Annotated in this window: 23 protein-coding genes and 2 pseudogenes; 7 read left to right on the forward strand and 18 right to left on the reverse strand. The window is 35.6% G+C overall.

The annotated features are described in order from the left end of the window. From NSQ08_RS17425 to NSQ08_RS17450, 6 genes and pseudogenes are all read right to left on the reverse strand, one after another. Nucleotides 1-740 (reverse strand): annotated as a pseudogene (locus tag NSQ08_RS17425) (head maturation protease, ClpP-related). Continuing rightward, nucleotides 740-1885 (reverse strand): phage portal protein, encoded by a 1146-nt coding sequence (locus NSQ08_RS17430; RefSeq protein ID WP_340777376.1) that lies wholly within the window; start codon nt 1883-1885, stop codon nt 740-742. Before NSQ08_RS17430 ends, NSQ08_RS17425 begins: the two are co-directional and overlap by 1 nt. Nucleotides 1886-1893: 8 nt before the next feature. Then, a complete protein-coding gene (locus NSQ08_RS17435; RefSeq protein ID WP_088034542.1) occupies nt 1894-3561 on the reverse strand; it encodes a terminase TerL endonuclease subunit in 1668 nt (555 codons plus the stop codon). Beyond that, nucleotides 3558-3869 carry a P27 family phage terminase small subunit gene (locus NSQ08_RS17440; protein ID WP_048517240.1) on the reverse strand — a complete coding sequence of 104 codons (312 nt, stop codon included), beginning with the start codon at nt 3867-3869 and terminating at the stop codon, nt 3558-3560. The genes NSQ08_RS17435 and NSQ08_RS17440 overlap by 4 nt, the downstream gene beginning before the upstream one ends. 124 nt (nt 3870-3993) lie before the next feature. Beyond that, nucleotides 3994-4329 (reverse strand): annotated as a pseudogene (locus NSQ08_RS17445) (HNH endonuclease). A 644-nt stretch (nt 4330-4973) separates the two neighbouring features. Next, nucleotides 4974-5489: a DUF3231 family protein gene (locus NSQ08_RS17450; RefSeq protein ID WP_000512143.1), complete on the reverse strand. Its 516-nt coding sequence runs from the start codon at nt 5487-5489 to the stop codon at nt 4974-4976. 346 nt (nt 5490-5835) lie between these two features. On the opposite strand from NSQ08_RS17450, the gene NSQ08_RS17455 reads away from it, so the two are divergent. From NSQ08_RS17455 to NSQ08_RS17465, 3 genes are all read left to right on the forward strand, one after another. Next, nucleotides 5836-6165, forward strand: a complete 330-nt coding sequence (locus NSQ08_RS17455; RefSeq protein WP_002088113.1) for a WGxxGxxG family protein — start codon at nt 5836-5838, stop codon at nt 6163-6165. A 753-nt stretch (nt 6166-6918) separates the two neighbouring features. Then, complete coding sequence (locus NSQ08_RS17460; RefSeq protein WP_012261563.1) at nt 6919-7119, forward strand: cold-shock protein; 201 nt, start codon at nt 6919-6921, stop codon at nt 7117-7119. A gap of 101 nt (nt 7120-7220) precedes the next feature. Continuing rightward, entirely contained in the window at nt 7221-7403 is a 183-nt protein-coding gene (locus NSQ08_RS17465; RefSeq protein ID WP_033714597.1) for a hypothetical protein, read from the forward strand. A gap of 275 nt (nt 7404-7678) precedes the next feature. On the opposite strand, the gene NSQ08_RS17470 is transcribed toward NSQ08_RS17465, so the two are convergent. The 4 genes from NSQ08_RS17470 to NSQ08_RS17485 all read right to left on the reverse strand — a co-directional run bounded on the left by NSQ08_RS17470 (nt 7679) and on the right by NSQ08_RS17485 (nt 9137). Beyond that, complete coding sequence (locus tag NSQ08_RS17470; RefSeq protein ID WP_061688569.1) at nt 7679-8221, reverse strand: site-specific integrase; 543 nt, start codon at nt 8219-8221, stop codon at nt 7679-7681. Further along, nucleotides 8221-8703 (reverse strand): ArpU family phage packaging/lysis transcriptional regulator, encoded by a 483-nt coding sequence (locus NSQ08_RS17475; RefSeq protein ID WP_002142886.1) that lies wholly within the window; start codon nt 8701-8703, stop codon nt 8221-8223. The genes NSQ08_RS17470 and NSQ08_RS17475 overlap by 1 nt, the downstream gene beginning before the upstream one ends. Nucleotides 8704-8730: 27 nt before the next feature. Further along, nucleotides 8731-8901, reverse strand: a complete 171-nt coding sequence (locus tag NSQ08_RS17480; RefSeq protein WP_002066658.1) for a hypothetical protein — start codon at nt 8899-8901, stop codon at nt 8731-8733. 113 nt (nt 8902-9014) lie between these two features. Next, nucleotides 9015-9137, reverse strand: coding sequence for a DUF3983 domain-containing protein (locus NSQ08_RS17485; protein WP_085960919.1), 123 nt, complete (start codon nt 9135-9137; stop codon nt 9015-9017). Nucleotides 9138-9390: 253 nt separating this feature from the next. On the opposite strand from NSQ08_RS17485, the gene NSQ08_RS17490 reads away from it, so the two are divergent. Further along, a complete protein-coding gene (locus NSQ08_RS17490; RefSeq protein WP_002066656.1) occupies nt 9391-9606 on the forward strand; it encodes a spore germination protein in 216 nt (71 codons plus the stop codon). Nucleotides 9607-10062: 456 nt separating this feature from the next. Continuing rightward, nucleotides 10063-11178, forward strand: a complete 1116-nt coding sequence (locus NSQ08_RS17495; protein ID WP_445686167.1) for a BclA C-terminal domain-containing protein — start codon at nt 10063-10065, stop codon at nt 11176-11178. 234 nt (nt 11179-11412) lie between these two features. Here the strand turns inward: NSQ08_RS17495 and NSQ08_RS17500 are convergent, their stop codons facing one another. Continuing rightward, nucleotides 11413-11595 (reverse strand): hypothetical protein, encoded by a 183-nt coding sequence (locus NSQ08_RS17500; protein WP_012261566.1) that lies wholly within the window; start codon nt 11593-11595, stop codon nt 11413-11415. A gap of 100 nt (nt 11596-11695) precedes the next feature. Here NSQ08_RS17500 and NSQ08_RS17505 point away from each other — a divergent pair, with 100 nt between their 5' ends. Both NSQ08_RS17505 and NSQ08_RS17510 read left to right on the forward strand, forming a co-directional pair. Further along, a complete protein-coding gene (locus NSQ08_RS17505; protein WP_001065784.1) occupies nt 11696-11851 on the forward strand; it encodes a DUF4021 domain-containing protein in 156 nt (51 codons plus the stop codon). 444 nt (nt 11852-12295) lie between these two features. Then, nucleotides 12296-12460, forward strand: a complete 165-nt coding sequence (locus NSQ08_RS17510) for a hypothetical protein (RefSeq protein WP_016100730.1) — start codon at nt 12296-12298, stop codon at nt 12458-12460. Between the two features lie 563 nt (nt 12461-13023). On the opposite strand, the gene NSQ08_RS17515 is transcribed toward NSQ08_RS17510, so the two are convergent. The 7 genes from NSQ08_RS17515 to NSQ08_RS17545 form a co-directional block, all read right to left on the reverse strand. Beyond that, the gene (locus NSQ08_RS17515) at nt 13024-13215 is read right to left on the reverse strand and encodes a DUF3954 domain-containing protein (protein ID WP_340777422.1); all 192 of its coding nucleotides are present in this window, start codon (nt 13213-13215) and stop codon (nt 13024-13026) included. A gap of 71 nt (nt 13216-13286) precedes the next feature. Further along, nucleotides 13287-13649, reverse strand: a complete 363-nt coding sequence (locus tag NSQ08_RS17520; protein WP_340777426.1) for a cell division protein SepF — start codon at nt 13647-13649, stop codon at nt 13287-13289. Continuing rightward, nucleotides 13624-13812 (reverse strand): hypothetical protein, encoded by a 189-nt coding sequence (locus tag NSQ08_RS17525; RefSeq protein ID WP_016512402.1) that lies wholly within the window; start codon nt 13810-13812, stop codon nt 13624-13626. Before NSQ08_RS17525 ends, NSQ08_RS17520 begins: the two co-directional genes overlap by 26 nt. Nucleotides 13813-13814: 2 nt before the next feature. Further along, complete coding sequence (dnaB, locus tag NSQ08_RS17530) at nt 13815-15137, reverse strand: replicative DNA helicase (RefSeq protein ID WP_340777429.1); 1323 nt, start codon at nt 15135-15137, stop codon at nt 13815-13817. Then, nucleotides 15134-16084, reverse strand: coding sequence for a DnaD domain-containing protein (locus NSQ08_RS17535; RefSeq protein ID WP_340777432.1), 951 nt, complete (start codon nt 16082-16084; stop codon nt 15134-15136). The genes dnaB and NSQ08_RS17535 overlap by 4 nt, the downstream gene beginning before the upstream one ends. Before the next feature lie 278 nt (nt 16085-16362). Further along, entirely contained in the window at nt 16363-16647 is a 285-nt protein-coding gene (locus NSQ08_RS17540) for a hypothetical protein (RefSeq protein WP_078180730.1), read from the reverse strand. A gap of 182 nt (nt 16648-16829) precedes the next feature. Beyond that, on the reverse strand, nt 16830-17051 hold the full coding sequence (locus NSQ08_RS17545; protein ID WP_002165166.1) for a hypothetical protein: 222 nt from the start codon (nt 17049-17051) through the stop codon (nt 16830-16832). Between the last annotated feature and the right edge of the window lie 13 nt (nt 17052-17064).

Below are 17064 nucleotides of genomic sequence, written 5' to 3' on the forward strand. Positions count from 1 at the left end.
TTATTTTCCTCCTAAATTTAAAAAGAGCGTACTCAAGTTCTGTTTATTAACAGGCTCTTGAATAGGCTCTTTTGGATTTTGATTATTTGGTTGTTTCGTATACTTAGCTACTAAATCTTCTTTAAAATTTTCTACAACTTCCTCTTCTTCATCTTCTTGCGTATCATCAATTTCAATTTCATCAGCAATTTCATCAGCTAAACCAAGAGCAACTGCTTCCTCTGCTGTTAGCCAAGTTTCATCTTTTAAAAGCTGTTTTAACTCTTCGTCTGTTCCAACAAAACGTTTTTATAAGATGCTGCTAAAGCTGAATCAATTTTTCGTAAATCTCGTGCTGTTTTTTCAAAAAGATCTGCATTTCCATATTCGATGCTACTAGCTTGATGAATCATCATCATGGTATTACTAGGCATAACGATTTTATCACCAGCCATTGCAATTACAGATGCGGCACTAGCCGCCCAGCCATCAATATGAACTATAATTTCGGCATCATGCTGCTTTAACAGATTGCAAATTGCTACACCATCAAATGCTGAACCTCCACCTGAATTAATATGAACGTGAATTTTTTCTGCTTTTACATCTTGAATTTTTCTTCTTACTGCTTCAGCGTTATTTTCACTAAACCATCCACCGATTGATCCATAAACGGTTAATTTGTACTCATTCTCACCTTTAGCTTCAAAGCGAATATCTCGTTTTAAATTTAAAAGCTTATTCATGTTCAAATGTTCCATCATTTATCACCTCCTTCAGATTCATTTAGTTTCTTATAGTTCTTCGTAATATGATGGATATTTAAGTTTGGATCATCAGAACCTTCATAATCTACTTCTGAACGAATCTCATTTCCTGTAAATGCACTTGAAGAAATGAGTTTATCAATACTTGTTGCAAGGTCAAATATACTCTGATAAGAAACAGCTTTAACTTCAATCTTTTGTCCTGAAAGATATTCATTCATTTCAAAGAATTTAACATTCGCTTCATCAGATAGCTTTTTTAATAATGGCCTTACTGTAAAAAGCATGTAATTTTTCGTTTGCTTCTCTACATCAGCCATTTCGCCATATAACAAAGCTGTTGGAATACCAATAGCCATTGCTACTTGATTTAAAAAACCATTGGTTACTTTATTGATTTCTTCCACACTAGGACCATTCGCAACCCCATTATATATTTCGTTATAATTAATACCCTTTTGTTGTGGAACAATAGCGATATCTTTCGTACCAATTGCTTTATACATATTGTCAATAAACTCTTGCAACTTGGCTATCTGTTCTTCTGTTTTAGCACCGATAATATCCATATCAACTGTTCCACGAACTTGATTCTTACGTTTTTGAGAGTTTAATAGCCTACCGAATAAGTCCCCGTAATCTGCAAATAATCCATCAATAAGTGGAGATAATTTATCATTTCGATACTTTAAATGAATAACTTCGCTTTGCTTAAAACTTCTCTTAAACGTATAATCCTTTACTATTACATCGGTAAAAATATCTTCAAACACAACATATTCGTTATGTTGAAATCCATCAGCAATAAGTAAATCACTATCATCTGCTTGTATAACTAAACACTCATTATCATAAATAAGTTTGCGAATAAATCTTTCCCAGAAGGTACTGGCCGTCATGTTTTTGTTCGGTCTAACGTTTAATCGATAATAAAGCTCATTCTTCTCAAATGCTTTACCGTTTCTTACTCTAAATTCAGATTGACTAATTGTTCTTCCTAAAAATGATACGCATGTATCAATTGCTAATCGTTTCATATGAACCCTGTTTGCTGTATCAGCAATCAAATCCAAATCGACCATAAATTCTAGCTCTTTATTTCTTTTGAATACTGAACCTAACCATCCAATGGTTATCACCCCCTTTATTAGAATTTAATATCGCTTAGTATAAAGTCGGTTGCCTCTTGTATCTCATCCGCTCGATAAAGAGCATGGACAAAACATTGGAATCCATCTGTTTTTCTACGTACTGGCTCTTTTTTCTCGTATATTTTGTTTCCATCACCTTTGATAACAACCAATACGTTTTGTGTGTACCAACGCATTAAAGGGTTATCATCGAAAATAATTTGTTTATTTGCAAATGCCATTTCAATACGTGGGGCTAGCAAACTATGAATTGCCTTTGGATTTCGTATAACTTCTATTTCAAACCCTTCCGCAACTAATAAAGGCCTTATTGCTTCCATACGGAAATTATCAGCTATAATCTTTTTAACTCCGTATTGTTCGCGCATTTCTACAAACCAATCAACAATGTGTTGAGGATTAATAGTCGGTTCATCCACAACCGTTAGTAGTCCTTGTTCTTCCCATTCTTTTATTGGAGCAAATTTCTGCTTTTTAAACTCACCTGCTTTTTTAGAATATCCATAATAGATATCTACAAATTCCTTTCGGACAAAGGAATGCGTTTTAAAAATGTACTCACCATTTTGTCTAAATAAAAGGCCACATGCTGCAAAATCTCTAATACTTGCAAAGTCTAATGCTCCTATACATTCTTGAGCATACAAATTAGGGAATGGACGATTTGTAGCAAGAATTTCTGACCACTTTGCAACGGAACGCTCTAAGTTTGTAACTGGTAAGTTCATACGCTTCGTCATGAACTCTTCTCGGTTACTTGGATCATCTTCTAAATCTTCGTATTCTTCCTTGATTGTTTCAAGCAATCCTTCGGCATACTCACTTAAAGGCTGCGATAACATAGGGTTTGCCATTTCCCAATCGTCTGGATCATCAACTTCTTTTTCATCATTCAATTTACAAATGAATGGAAAGATAGCATTTGGACGGGCTTCACCGTTTAAAACCTTCATTGCTTTTTCTTTTTGCTTATCTAAGAAACCATCACGTACATATCCATCTGTACCAATATAAAATTCGCGTGGGTTTTTCTTTTTCCCTAAACCACTGATATGGACTCGCACATCTTTATTACTTTCATATTGATGTATTTCATCAAATACAACCGCACCATCACGCAAACCATCTTTTGTATCTCCGTTTGATGTCCTAAACTTCAATACACTTCCTGTAGCTTTAGAAACAGTTTGAGTTAATGTTGTTTTAAATGCTCGTTGCAATATTTCATTCCGTTTAACGCATTTATGAACTTCATCAGGACTTGTTTTCGCTTGTTCTTCACTGTTTGCAACAACGGAAATGTTATACTCCGGAATACCATGCATTTCACTAATTAAAAAGTGAATGATGACTGATATTAATCCGTTTTTACCGCCACCACGTCCAAGCATCCATAAGAATTTACGATAAAATACGCGACCATTTTTCTTGTAAAATAAAAAGACGAATGCTATTAAGAATTTCTGAAAAGATTGTAATGGAAAGTACCACTTCTCACCAAAGCGGATACACTTCTCGATCATTTCATCATCAAAATATAAATCGTCTCTGTTCAAAACATATTTTTCTAGATATTCAATTAACAATTCTCTTTCTTTATTGAACTTTACTTTTCCACTTCGATAAAGTTCAATATATTCATCAATGTACTTTTGCCTAATCATGTTAGATCACTTTCACTATAACCCGCATTAGGAATGTTAGCCTTAACAACAAACTTTATATCTCTGCCTAACGCAATTAAAGAACTGTTAATTTTATTCCTCTCACCTATAAGAGGGTGGGCTTTAACAAAAACTTGAGAACCGTTTTTTACTGTTACGGACTCGCCTTCTTTATTAATGGTTTTGTTTATTTTTCTAAATGCCTTGACCAGATCAATGTATCTTTCTACCTTTTCAACTTCGACTAAATCTGCAATATCAATACTATTCATGAGCTGTTCTTTTAACCTCACAATACTAACAGCCATCTACCCACCCCCCCTTACGTGCGTAATTTCGAAAAAAACCTGACAGTTAACCCCCTCCTCCGGTGCCCCTAAGAGCATTTTTTGATGAATTTTTTTAAGGGGGGGTGTTGTTTTCGAATCATTTTTACCACTTTTCATCGTTTTCCCATTTGTTGATTTTCTTTTTGAATGTTCTACCGTGTTCTTTATTATGGCAATCCACACAGATTGTTTCTAGATTATTTATGTCTAATGCAAGTGTTGGATGATGTTCTAGTTCTTTTATATGATGGACAACGAGCTATATCTTCTTACGCTTCGCACTCTCACTGTACTCATTTGTATCAGTTTGAACTCGACCGTTTCGTTTACACTCTTGACACTCATAGTTGTCACGCTTCTTTACTTGTTCTCGTATAGTCTTCCACTCACCACTGTCATAGAACTTACGCTTCTGCTGTTTGGTTTTGTATTCATTCATTAGCCTTTGCCTCAATCACTCCCGTATCAATTCTTTTCTCACGATGTTGAATATCAAGGCACTTCTCGCAGTAAAATGTAACCGAAACATCTACCCCATAATGTCTGGCATCAGAATAAAAAGTAGTAGTCTCACTTTCTAACAGTTGGTATCTATGCTCACACATTATCCTCGCTCCTTACCTCAAAATAAAAAGCACCCAAATGGATGCGTTTTTCATTAATTATTAATCTATACTTCAATTACGGTAAATGAAGTTTTAACCTTCTTCCAATCACCTAATGTTGCTACATTCATCTGCGCCAATATTATTAAGTAGCTGGAAGAAGAGCAAAAGCCCTTCTCCGTTTACACAACGTGAATTGCAATTGAATGTGAAAACAAGAAACAACTGTTCATTCAATCTACAATCATCGCCACCGGTCATGACGATCCATTTTCAGTTATAAGGAATCTTGTGAGCAATGTTTTCCGCCACTACTCACAATACAAATATAACATGCTAATTCCAAAACAACCGGCACATTTACTGCCAAAAAGCGGTCACGATTCTGCCACTTATTTTAATTCGCTAATAACCTTTATTTTCCTAGATTACCTCACTGCAACAGCCATACTGAATAAATTGAATTTCCTTTTAGTAATTATGCTTGATCGGATTGTAGAACATGTAATGGAGGCGGAATAATCCAACCTTTTTTCTTATTCAGACGAAGTAATATAGCTCCAGCTTGTGCTTTTTTCATATGAAATTGACCAAACATCATTCCAACATCTTCTCGAAGAGATTGTCCCATAGCTTGACTACATGCTACTAAGCCAGCAGCAAGATCCATAGAAACTTTAGCTGCAATTTCCGCATCATTAATACGAGCACCAGGAGGAATCGTTTCAATAGATGCAACTGGTCTTTCTGGAGGTGCTGGTGGTAATGCAACACCATTCAATTTTAATATATTTTTTAATTCTTCAACTTCTGATTGAATATCATTCTCTACAAGGTTTTCTAAAAATTTCTTTAAATCCTCGTCCCCTGTGTGGTTAATAAGAACTTGATATCCAGCAATTGCGCCTTGTGCCGCTGCAAGGTAACTCCAAATCCCAAAGACTTCTCCGTAGTGCATTGGTTCATTTTGTGGATTTCCACTTAAAATACCCATAAAAATATTCCTCCTTAAAGAAATTAGACTTTTAGCAACAATACTTACTATAGAAAAAATTTTCCCAATCATGTTCTTGATTAAAGAAAATAAGTTCTTATAACTCATAAGGAACACCTTACCCAAATATAGTAATTACCTCTCATAGAATGTACCGTTACCAAAAATTTATGCTTATAAAGAATAAATACATTTCAATTAACTTAATCCATTATTATTAAGTACTTTTAATAATAAAAATTAAAGATATTTATCATAATTTGAATTCAAATGGTTTTATATATTTTCAACCGAATATTGTCTAAAGGAACTGGAGACATTACTAAATACGAAAGGAGGGAAAACCATGAAGAAAAAACTTTCATCTATTTTAGGTGCCCTATTACTAACTATTACGGTTTTTGGTACAAGCGTCCATGCTGAATACGATGGATATAATACGAATAGAGTTAACAATAATAATACTACAACTCGAGTTAATGACTATAACACGAATAGAGTTAATGACTATAACATGAATAGAGTTAATAATGATGTGAGAACTCGAAATGTAAATACGACAAATGATTTAAATGATAATCGTAATAAAAATAATAATTGGACTTGGCTTGGTTTATTGGGACTACTAGGATTATTTGGTCTTAGAAAAAAAGACAAAGATCCAGAAACACGTTAATGTAGAACATTGTATTTAATTTTAAAAGATATTTATTTATCAAAAAAATACAAGATGAATCGCCTTTAATAAGGCGATTTTTTATTTTTTAAAATCAATAAGAATCACAATAAACAGATGCAATTAATCGGAAACAATGAATTTCTTAACTTAATAGTAATAGAGCATTACATCTATTTGACGAACTACGCTCCTTTTTTATGCCTTTTCTTCACTTACCCATATCTTATATTGTGTGTAACTGACCCTATTGCTGAATCCATTGATATCATTGATTTAATTTAACTTTCTCTTTTGAGTTCCACAGTACGAAATTTATGAGTAACTATATAGGGGTAAAAGCAGCATTTTTCAAAATAACCTACGCTATGCGGAAAAATAAAATAAGCTGCCCATGTGGACAGCTTATTTACATAATTATCTTTATCAGAAGTAAAATTTAACTCGAAAATAGCTAATTTTATCAGTTGTTGAATGTCTGAAAAAAATCAAAGCAATGATATTGTCGAGATCCTTTGGCAACTTCTTGCTGTGATGACTATCATAGTGACTTTTTCTCCAGCAACCACTATTAGTGGCTAATTACCATAAGGACTTATTTTTGAAATTTGCTGTTTTTTAGAAAGTATGTTAATGTAAGAAAGACCTATTTTTGTTCGGTTTGAGATTAAGAATAAATTTTGTTTTTCGTCTAAGGTATTTGAGCAAGGGTAGTAACATATGTGTGGGTATCCACACTAGGAGGCAACAATTATGGAACAAGGTAAAGTAAAATGGTTTAATGCAGACAAAGGTTTTGGATTCATCGAGCGTGAAGGTGGAGAAGACGTATTCGTACATTTCTCGGCTATCCAAATCGACGGTTTCAAATCTTTAGACGAAGGACAAAGTGTAACGTTTGAAGTAGAACAAGGACAACGTGGCCCACAAGCTACTAATGTTCAAAAAGCTTAATATTAGCTGATGAAAGACCCTATTGTAGGGTCTTTTTTTTGATTTTGTTACAATATTCCGAATACAACTTTTTTAAGGGGATTTGGGGTGCTTAACTTTTAATGAAAAAGAAGATGTTAGAAATCATAATTTTAGCATTATGGGCTTTTTCTTTTAGTTATCTTGCAATTATATTAGGAATACCAAAAAACGGATTATATATAGTCGTAGGATTTCCAATCTTATTTGTTGGTGGACTTTTGATTGTGCATCTATTTCAAAATAAGAATGAAAATGGAAAATAACTTTGTTTGATTGTATATCTCATACACATCTAGTTAACATAACGTCCTATTATCGGTAGCAAGAAAAAGGAGGATCCCTACTTTTACGAGGAATCCTCCTTTTTCTTTTTCTATGACTCTATTCATTTTTTATACATTCTTATTCTGGTGCGGTTTTAGGGCTCTTGTTTGTTACTGGATTAGTCGAAAACTGTATAAAATTTTGTATGCTCTTATCGTGGGGTTTTTCAAAAATGCTGGCGATACCCCTAGATTTAAAAAGAAAAAAGCAATGATTAGATTTTAAACCTAGTCATTGCTTTATCCATTGCATCTTGGTTTACACCTATATAACGTAACGTGACCTTCTCTGACGAGTGATTGAATATCTCCATAAGTAATGCTATGTTTTTGGTTTGCATGTACATGTGATACCCATACGTCTTTCTCAAAGTATGCGTCCCTATCTCATCTAATCCAAACTCTGCTGCAGCTCCACTTAATATCTTATATGCCATACTGCGACCAATCGGACGATTCTTCCCTTGTCTACTTTTTAATAGGTACTCATCATCTTCTCTATTTTCATTAAACCATTTAAGCTCTCTCTTTAGTGCTGTTGTAATCTGTATACGCTTCTGCTTACCTGTCTTCATTTCACGTATTGAGATGTGGCTGCTTTTTAAATCTCCAACCTTTAGTTTTAAAATATCACTTATACGTAACCCTGTATTAATTCCCATCACAAATAAGATATAATTACGGTCACTCTTTTCTTTCAAATATTCTTTTATCTGTTGTATTTGCTCTGGATTACGTATTGGTTGAACAAAATTCATTATTCATTACCTCCAGTCTCTTCTGTCTCGTAAACTTCTAATCCAAGTGCAAAAGCTAGTTTATAAAATGCTTTAGACTTCCAACGGCGGTAAGTACGCTCTGACATTCCGATTTCGTTATAAACCATGTAATCACATACATCCTCTTCTTCTAAATAACGTTTACAAATAATATCCCTTTGGATACTTCCTGCACGTCCGTTTCCTAATCGATTTAGAAATTGATCAATACGTAATGACATTCTTTCGAGCCATTCTTCACGTTTACTTTGTTGAATATTCGCTATGGCAACATCTTCTAATGGCTTACCAACTGCATGTGTAGGACCGTGCTCGCGCATTTCATAAGAAGGAGTGACTTTCATTTCTTTACGCATCATCCCAAATTGTCTATGTATACGTACACTTTCCAACACGCCTTCTAATTCCTCTTGTGTTGCCGTTCTATCGATTTTTGGTAAGAAAGATAATTGTTTAGTCATGTAAGACCACCCCTTTTTATTTTTTAATTACTTTTGTCTTAAAGCTCCACGTCTACGTTCATAACGTGGTCCACGAATCCCCATTAAATCTTCAATGTCACGAGTGCTTAATTTCTCTTTTTGTTTTTTCTTGTTTTTCTTCTTCGCTTGTTTTGATTGCTTATTCCACTCACGCAATTGATCCCTTAGCACCTTCATTTCTCCATCTCCCTTTTCAAAATAAAAAGGACACCATTTCTTAAAACAGCTCTATTGCTGCTCTAAAAATTGGTATCCTCTAGTTTTCTAGCCGGACTGTATTCTGTTTTCATTTATTTGATAATACCAGCCTGCACAAAGATGTTTCTCCAAGCTTTGTTAACTTGGTATTTATCAACGTCTATCGCACGACGAGCGATAGCTTTTCTTATTTTCTTTTTCTTTGCATTTGCCATTCCTCTCATCCCTTTCATGCAAACGTCTCTCATTTCCATTTTGGAGCGTTTCACTCCTCTTGATACCTATATTACATTCAAAAATAATCTAAACGTGAATTGTACCTATTTTATAAAGTCCTTTTCCCCACAAAAGGATTATTTTATTAAAATCTTCACAAGCCATAACTTCGAATTATTAGATCTAAATGAACCTCTAGACGATTACGCCATATGCTAATTTAAATACTTTCCAGGAAAGCAGGTGCGTACTATGCCCTCAGTTGTAGCAAACCTTGTCGTACAAAATAGTGCTGGTTCTTTCAACTTAGGCGATTTTTATAACGTTTCTCCAAAAGAGAATACAAAATCTTATAATGGTTCAGGGGCATCAAATGTTGGTTTTGTTGTCAATACCTTTAGCGGTGTTAGCGCAACAAACACATTTGATGCTGATGTTGCAGACCAAAATCAAGTTGGGACAGCTTGATTTTATTCACTTCCTTCTCCCCCTGAATAAAACTCAATATCCCGTCCATACTATAGATAACCCATCTTTAATGTACTGTAACCATTTAGATCTTCTTTAAGACTAAGCAGTTAGCTTTTGCTAGCTGCTCTTTTGTTTGAAATTAAAATAGCGATTTCGTTCAAATACTTCACGCCCCATGAAAAAATTACATATGGTATCACGTACTCTTTTACATTAAGAGTTTTGGTCCGAAGAGCACTTATATATGGTGCTCTTTTTGGTATGGAATGTGAAATAGAGGCTTGCTCTTAAAACCTTTTATGTAATTATTATAGGTTTTTTCCTTACACCCCTGTGTCTGTTTACTCATAAGTTGTTAAAGTATAAATATAAATTGGTAGTTAATTTATAAGGGAGGTGTAAAAATGAGTAAATTTAAAGAATTGTCACACACCCTTTCCATGTGCCCTCCCTTTGCCTCAAATAGGGCCTACTGGAATAACTGGAGCGACAGGATTTACTGGGCCAACCGGAATAACTGGAGCAACAGGACCTTCAGGTGGACCTCCAGGACCGACTGGGCCAACCGGAATAACCGGAGCAACAGGACCTTCAGGTGGACCTCCAGGACCGACTGGGCCAACCGGAATAACTGGAGCAACAGGACCTTCAGGTGGACCTCCAGGACCGACTGGGCCAACCGGAATAACCGGAGCAACAGGACCTTCAGGTGGACCTCCAGGACCGACTGGGCCAACCGGAATAACTGGAGCAACAGGGCCTTCAGGTGGACCTCCAGGACCGACTGGGCCAACCGGAATAACCGGAGCAACAGGACCTTCAGGTGGACCTCCAGGACCGACTGGGCCAACCGGAATAACCGGAGCAACAGGACCTTCAGGTGGACCTCCAGGACCGACTGGGCCAACCGGAATAACCGGAGCAACAGGACCTTCAGGTGGACCTCCAGGACCGACTGGGCCAACCGGAATAACCGGAGCAACAGGACCTTCAGGTGGACCTCCAGGACCGACTGGGCCAACCGGAATAACTGGAGCAATAGGACCTTCAGGTGGACCTCCAGGACCAACTGGGCCAACCGGAATAACTGGGCCAACCGGAATAACTGGAGCGACAGGATCTACTGGATCAACCGGGCCTTCTGGACTTACAACATCTGGTTTATCCCAGTATGCTTATGTTTTCAATACAGTAGCTCAAGTTGTTGCATTAGAAGCACCTATTCTTTTTAATTCACACGGTAAAATCACATCCGGTTTTACTCATACTCTTGGAACTTCTCAGATGACAGTTATTAATGCTGGAGATTATAAAATTTCTTTTTCTGTATCAGGAGTTGAGCCTAATCAATTTGCCCTCTTTTTAAATGGGGCTCCCGTTACCAACTCCGTTTATGGATCAGGTGCAGGTACTCAACAAAACAATGGGCAAACAGTTCTCAATTTAGCCGCAGGTGATATTCTTACCCTTAATAATCATACTTCCGCTGCTGCAGTTACTTTGCAGACTTTAGCGGGTGGAACACAAACCAATATAAATGCTTCAATTGTAATTGAAAAGTTAAATTAATTATTCCTTGAAGCTCTGGCAGTCAATAATCTAGAAAGGATTCTTTTTTCAACAAGTATTTAGCATTAGTGATTCATTTTCACATTACGTTGAAATGGTCATATATTATTTCGAAGCAAGAAACCCTAATCTACTTTTCAACATTTCACTTTTCCCCTAAAGAGCACCGTAAGTAAGTGCTCTTTTTTAGTTTCATCTATTCTACAAAATGAAATTTTTGTATTAATCCTCATCTTACGCCGTAACAGTTAAATAATTACGAGCTTTCTTTCTGCTGTCCACTCTCTTTCTATAAGCTGGTGTCTTATAAAAGAGTATTGTCTTAGGAAGTACGCCCAAATGTTGAGCGCACTCCTGTACAGTTCCAATACATATTAGTGATTCACCCTTATAAATGGCGTACTCCTTTAACTCCATTCCCCAACTCCCCTTTGCTCTAAAATGAAGTTTTTATCATGAAACAAACCTTGAATGTTTATGTCACTTTTAGACATCCTAAAAATAGGAGGTGATATATATGAATAACTCTAAAAAAGAAAAAAATGATGTGACAAATAATAATGTGCTTGGTCTTGATTTAGATGAACAGACTATGAACGGATTATATGGAATGCCTGAAACTGATATTGAAGACAAAGATCACCGTAAAAAAAGCAATTCACCAAAAATCTAGTACATATTTACACATAACATCTTTCTGATTAAGAGCACATTGCAAAAGTGCTCTTTTTTATTTACTATGAAATAACGATTTTGTTTAGTTTTCTAAACTTTTCCCTACCTTACATTAATAAATTTATATATAATAAAATATATAGTTGCAACAATTTATTATTAGGAGGTGTAATTATGTCATTTGCAGCATGGAGTGCAATTTTTATGACTTTAATTGGAGCAATGTCTGGAGCAATATTTGGTACAATCTCTTCTAGAAATAAGAGCAAAACTGCCAACTAAAAAACCTAATAATAAAAGTTAATACCTATTCCATTGACAGCTGATACATCCTTGACATTTCAGCTGTCATTTTCTATTTAAATAAGGATTTTGTTAAAAACTTACATGTATATGCTTTTCGTTATATAATTAAGTTATCAATATATTAGGAGTGTTAATTATGTCAGAAACAATAATGATTTTGTTATACATTTGTTTCGGATTGAGTGCAGTTTTTAGCTTAATAAAGGAATTGAAAAAGCCAGAGAAAAACCAGTTCTTGATTTTAGTTGATTCTCTAATTTTGCTAGGAGCTTTATTCCTAGTAGGTAGTATCTTCATCTAAATCACATAACGAGAACTCCATTAGGGAGCAAAGCAGCCTAGCGAAAGCTAACTGCTTTTTTATTAAATTAACTATTTTGTTTAAAGTCATCCCCATATAACCCATCCTGTTCCTAATCCGATTAAGAATGCAGGACCTTGCCATTTTATTAGTTGCCATAACCAGATTCCGAGTAGCATACGGGTAAATCCATTGCCGAAAATCATCATCTCACCTCTTTTCTCCCAAATAACGCTTTTGTTATAATTTATGAACATATTTTAGACTTAAAAATCCTGCCGAATATTTTTAGGATAAATTTACCGGATGAGTTAACAGAAATTTCGCGTTATTCTAAACGTGTTGAATAACCCAATACATTCAACAATGCTCCTGATTGCATACTTAGTATGCAATCACCTATACAGATACCTTAGCTAATACGTCCCCCTAATCGTCGTTATTGCTAAGGTATCTTTTTATACGACCTGTGTGCAGGGCTTTTTTATTTCAGTGATGATGCTCTTTTTCCCACCTCATTATCGATGCTTTTAGTCCAATTTTTTAATAAAATTCAAATTTGATTAAAGTAACTGTGTTTTTCGTTCTTCCATACGAATTACTTTTCCGCTTTGATATACAAATGATTGTTCACCAAATCCACCTTGAGGTGGTTCTATTAGTTGGACTTGACCATTTTTAACAACATACATTCCATTTATTCCCAAATCTATTTCAGCTGTCATTTCTACAAGATTTTCTTTTCTGATTCCCACCAAGTTCACTCCCATATGTTATAATTACTTTGTCGAAAGTAGTCGGGAGTATTCTCGACTTTTTTATTTGCTTATAAATACTGCACAACATTCTCCGGAACAAATGATTGTTCCAAGGATAGATGAAGTCGTATTGGAATCGGCTCTTTGCTATCCCTTGCTCGCTTACATATCTCTTCAGCTTCTTCCCAATCAAACTGTTTATCCTCCACTCGCTTATAACGCCAAATCCCAATTGCATAATCCTCAAATAATTCGTAACGATCATCTGGCGCTGTCGTTGGTTTTAATTCGTCAATTGCCTTTGCTTGGCGTGGTATTTGTACAACAACGTCAGCAAAACGTAGTTTAGAATTTAACCGATGAACATGAGCCTTCTTAGGATCAAATGATACAACTGGTTCAACATCAAAGATTGTTAGCTGCTTTGTCATCGCTTGTTCCCTCCAACACCTGCAAACTTGCTATTAAAATTCCTTCAAGCTGCGTTAACGTTAGTTGATCTAATGTTTGTCCGTTAATTTCAGCTAATCCTAATCCCAATAATTTACGAATGATTGCTAGTTTTCTACGTTCTACTTCCTGACGTAACAACATGATTAAGCCTCCTGTTGGTGATTGAACTTCCGCTCTAAATTTACAAACTTACTAAATTCTTTAATGAATGCTAGCTCAACAACACCAACTGGACCATTTCTCTGTTTCGCTAAAATGATTTCCGTTATGTTTTTATTTTCTGTTTCACGGTCGTAATAATCTTCGCGATATAAGAATGCAATCAAGTCCGCATCTTGCTCAATTTGACCATTTTCACGTAGGTCTGAGAGTAACGGCCTTTTATCTTGTCTACTTTCAACAGCACGACTTAACTGCGATAATGCAACCACACATACGTTTAGCTCTCTTGCCATAAGTTTTAGCTTGCGACTAATCTCACCAATCTCTTGCATGCGATTTCCTTTGTGCTTTGGGTCACCTACAATAAGCTGCAAGTAATCAATTGCGACTAGCACCTTTTTGTCTGGGTATTTGCGCTTTAGTTTCCTAGTCTTTGCGTAAATCTCTTGCATCGTTACATTGGCTTTATCGTATATTTCTAGTGGTAAATCATTTATCAAGCCCATAGCCTGACTAATCTTTTCCCAATCCTTTAAATTACATAGTTTTTTAGGATTCTTTAATTTCGTAGCATCTATATTTCCAGTACTTGAGATCATACGCTTAAGTAACTGTTCTTCTCCCATCTCTAGCGAAAAGACCCCTGTTGCTGCATGAGCGCTCGCTGCATGAAAAGCAACGTTTAATACAAATGCTGTTTTCCCCATCGAAGGACGGGCACCCACAATAATTAAATCACCTTCTTGTAATCCCGCGGTCATTCTGTTTAGGTCGTCATAACCAGTCGGTATACCGGTTAAATCTCCTACATCAATTTGCATGTTCTTATACAGATCAACTAGGGTTTCCTTTAAATTAAATTCATCTGAATAACCTGTTTCTTCAATGGCACTTAGCTCATCAATCGAAGTACTAATTGCGCTCATATCCCTTTCTTGCTGAAGACGATTATATAAATTACCAGCAACCTCCTGAGCATGTCGTATCTTCCACGCCTCAATTACTAAACCTTCGTGATACGAGAAGTTTTTAGTTGTCGTTACAACTTCTGTCAAGTTTACAAAGAATTCAATTCCGCCAATTTGATTCATAAAGCTTTCATCGAATTTTCCCATGAGAGCGACAAGATCTATTGGGACCTCAGCATCCTCTAACTCTCTCATCGCTTTAAAAATCACTTGATGTGTTGGTAAAGAAAACTGTTTTGCCTTTAGTTGGCAATCTTTAATTAAATCTCCTTCTTGGATAATGCTACCTAAAACACTTTGTTCAGCTTCTGCGTTACGAATCATATCGTTACTCATTGAACCATCCACCCATTCTGTTGATTAAGCGCTGCAAGTTCTTCATCCGTTGGAATGTTTTGTTCCCATGATTGTTGCTGCTGTATTACGTTTTTAGTAGATTCCGATAAGCCTTTTTGTTGATAAGGTATTTGTGTCGGCTGTTGCACTTTTGTTAATCGTTGAGCGCGAAATGCTTTATCCGCCACCTCCACATCTGCTATCGTTTTAAAACCTTTAAGATGCCAATCTCGTAAAATCGTATTTACGTAAGACATGTTTCTCGTATTTTTCTCTAAAGCAATCTCCATGGCTTTTACAACTAGCTCTGCATTTAAATCATCTATCCAAGCGTGTATACCATCTGCTACAAAAGGTGTAATGAATCCGAAGTTCTGCTCGTAAAAAGAAATTGGATTAACCTCAACAACTTCTTCCGCGCCTGCGCGTTCTTCTTGTTGTTGTTCTTTTTCTTTTTCTTCTTCTTTTTCTTCTTCCTTGCTAGGGTCTTGGAAGCCCCTTATAAGCCCCTCCAAACGCACTGATAAATACTCCTTAATTCTTGGAATCTTAAATTCTTGTTGCACTTCTAATTCCAAGCAAGTTTCATAGAAATCAACTAAAAAATCCTGGTCCTTCACAGATTGAATTTCTTTTAATACACACTTTTCAATGTTCACATTTTTAATCGGATTGAATTTCAACCAGTTGATTAAGAACAATTCTTTTGTTTTTTGGTTGTAATTAATTTTCCCGTACTCTGCAAAGCGTTCTAATAACTTCATAACAGTTTCGCGGTTGTACCCTGTATCAGTTTCAATGATACGAAGTGGAAGCTCATAGATTCCTGACTGAGACGTCTTACTGTTTGTCATCAAATATAAGTAGAAATACTTTTCCTCCGGTGTAAGATCTAAAACAAATGAATCCTGCCAAAATGAAACATGTACTGGTCTATAAACTGCCATATTATTCATCCTCCCGTTTACATATCGCAAATCTGTCTTCTATACGTAATAAGCGATAATTCTTATATCCTGTTTTGAGATATTGTTTTACTAAGTAATTTAGGTGCTGCTCTGTTGTCGCTTGCTGAAGGATCTTAGGATTCAGCAACACTCTATATAATGATTTGTCCAAAAGCATGCAACACACTCCGTTGTTATACGAATGCTAATTTGATATAATTAATTTAAATATTTTTTCCAAAGCCATTTATCTATCACTCTGCCAAGTGATAGATTTTTTATTTTCTACGTGTTACTAAAGAGGCGTTAACTCCTCTTGCTCTTAAATCTTTAATCACTACACGATAACTCATCGATGCCTCATGTTCTTCTTTTGTATCACGAAGCATTTTAAATTCTTTCATACATCGTTCCAGTTCTTCTTCCCAATGATTTGATTCTTCGGCTGATTTTGCATAAAACATGTTATGAATACATGCAACCATACAGTTATGAAGTTTATTCGCAAAGGAAAAGTCTCCTGGGAGAACTAGATCATGAAGACAATCGTATTTATGTGTCATGAATTACACCTCCTTTCTATTGGAGTTGATGCTGTACGCATCGTTACAACCAGAAAGGTTTATTGTAAGGGGGGATGGAAGGAACAATCCCTTTCTGGTCATAACGACAAGCACAGTGGCTTGTCCAAATAATGAATAAAATGTTATAATTGCTTTGTAGACTTTATTGCTAGCTACTGTTCTCAGGCGGTAGCTTTTTCTTTTGCCCATTTATGTTTTAAAATGAATGATGCTTCGATAATTTTGATTCGAATCCCCACTAACTTCTTCTCTTGCTTTAACTCAACTGACTTTGAATCCTCACCTAGTATTTTCGCTATTTTTATTTCACCAGTTAACTTTGCATCATAACGAATTAGTTCCTTATATTCTCTTAAACTTGGTTTCTTGTAATCTACTGTCATTTTTCTTCCTCCT

Origin of the sequence: Bacillus sp. FSL E2-8887 (assembly GCF_038007205.1) — a bacterium.
Taxonomy (GTDB): domain Bacteria; phylum Bacillota; class Bacilli; order Bacillales; family Bacillaceae_G; genus Bacillus_A; species Bacillus_A mycoides.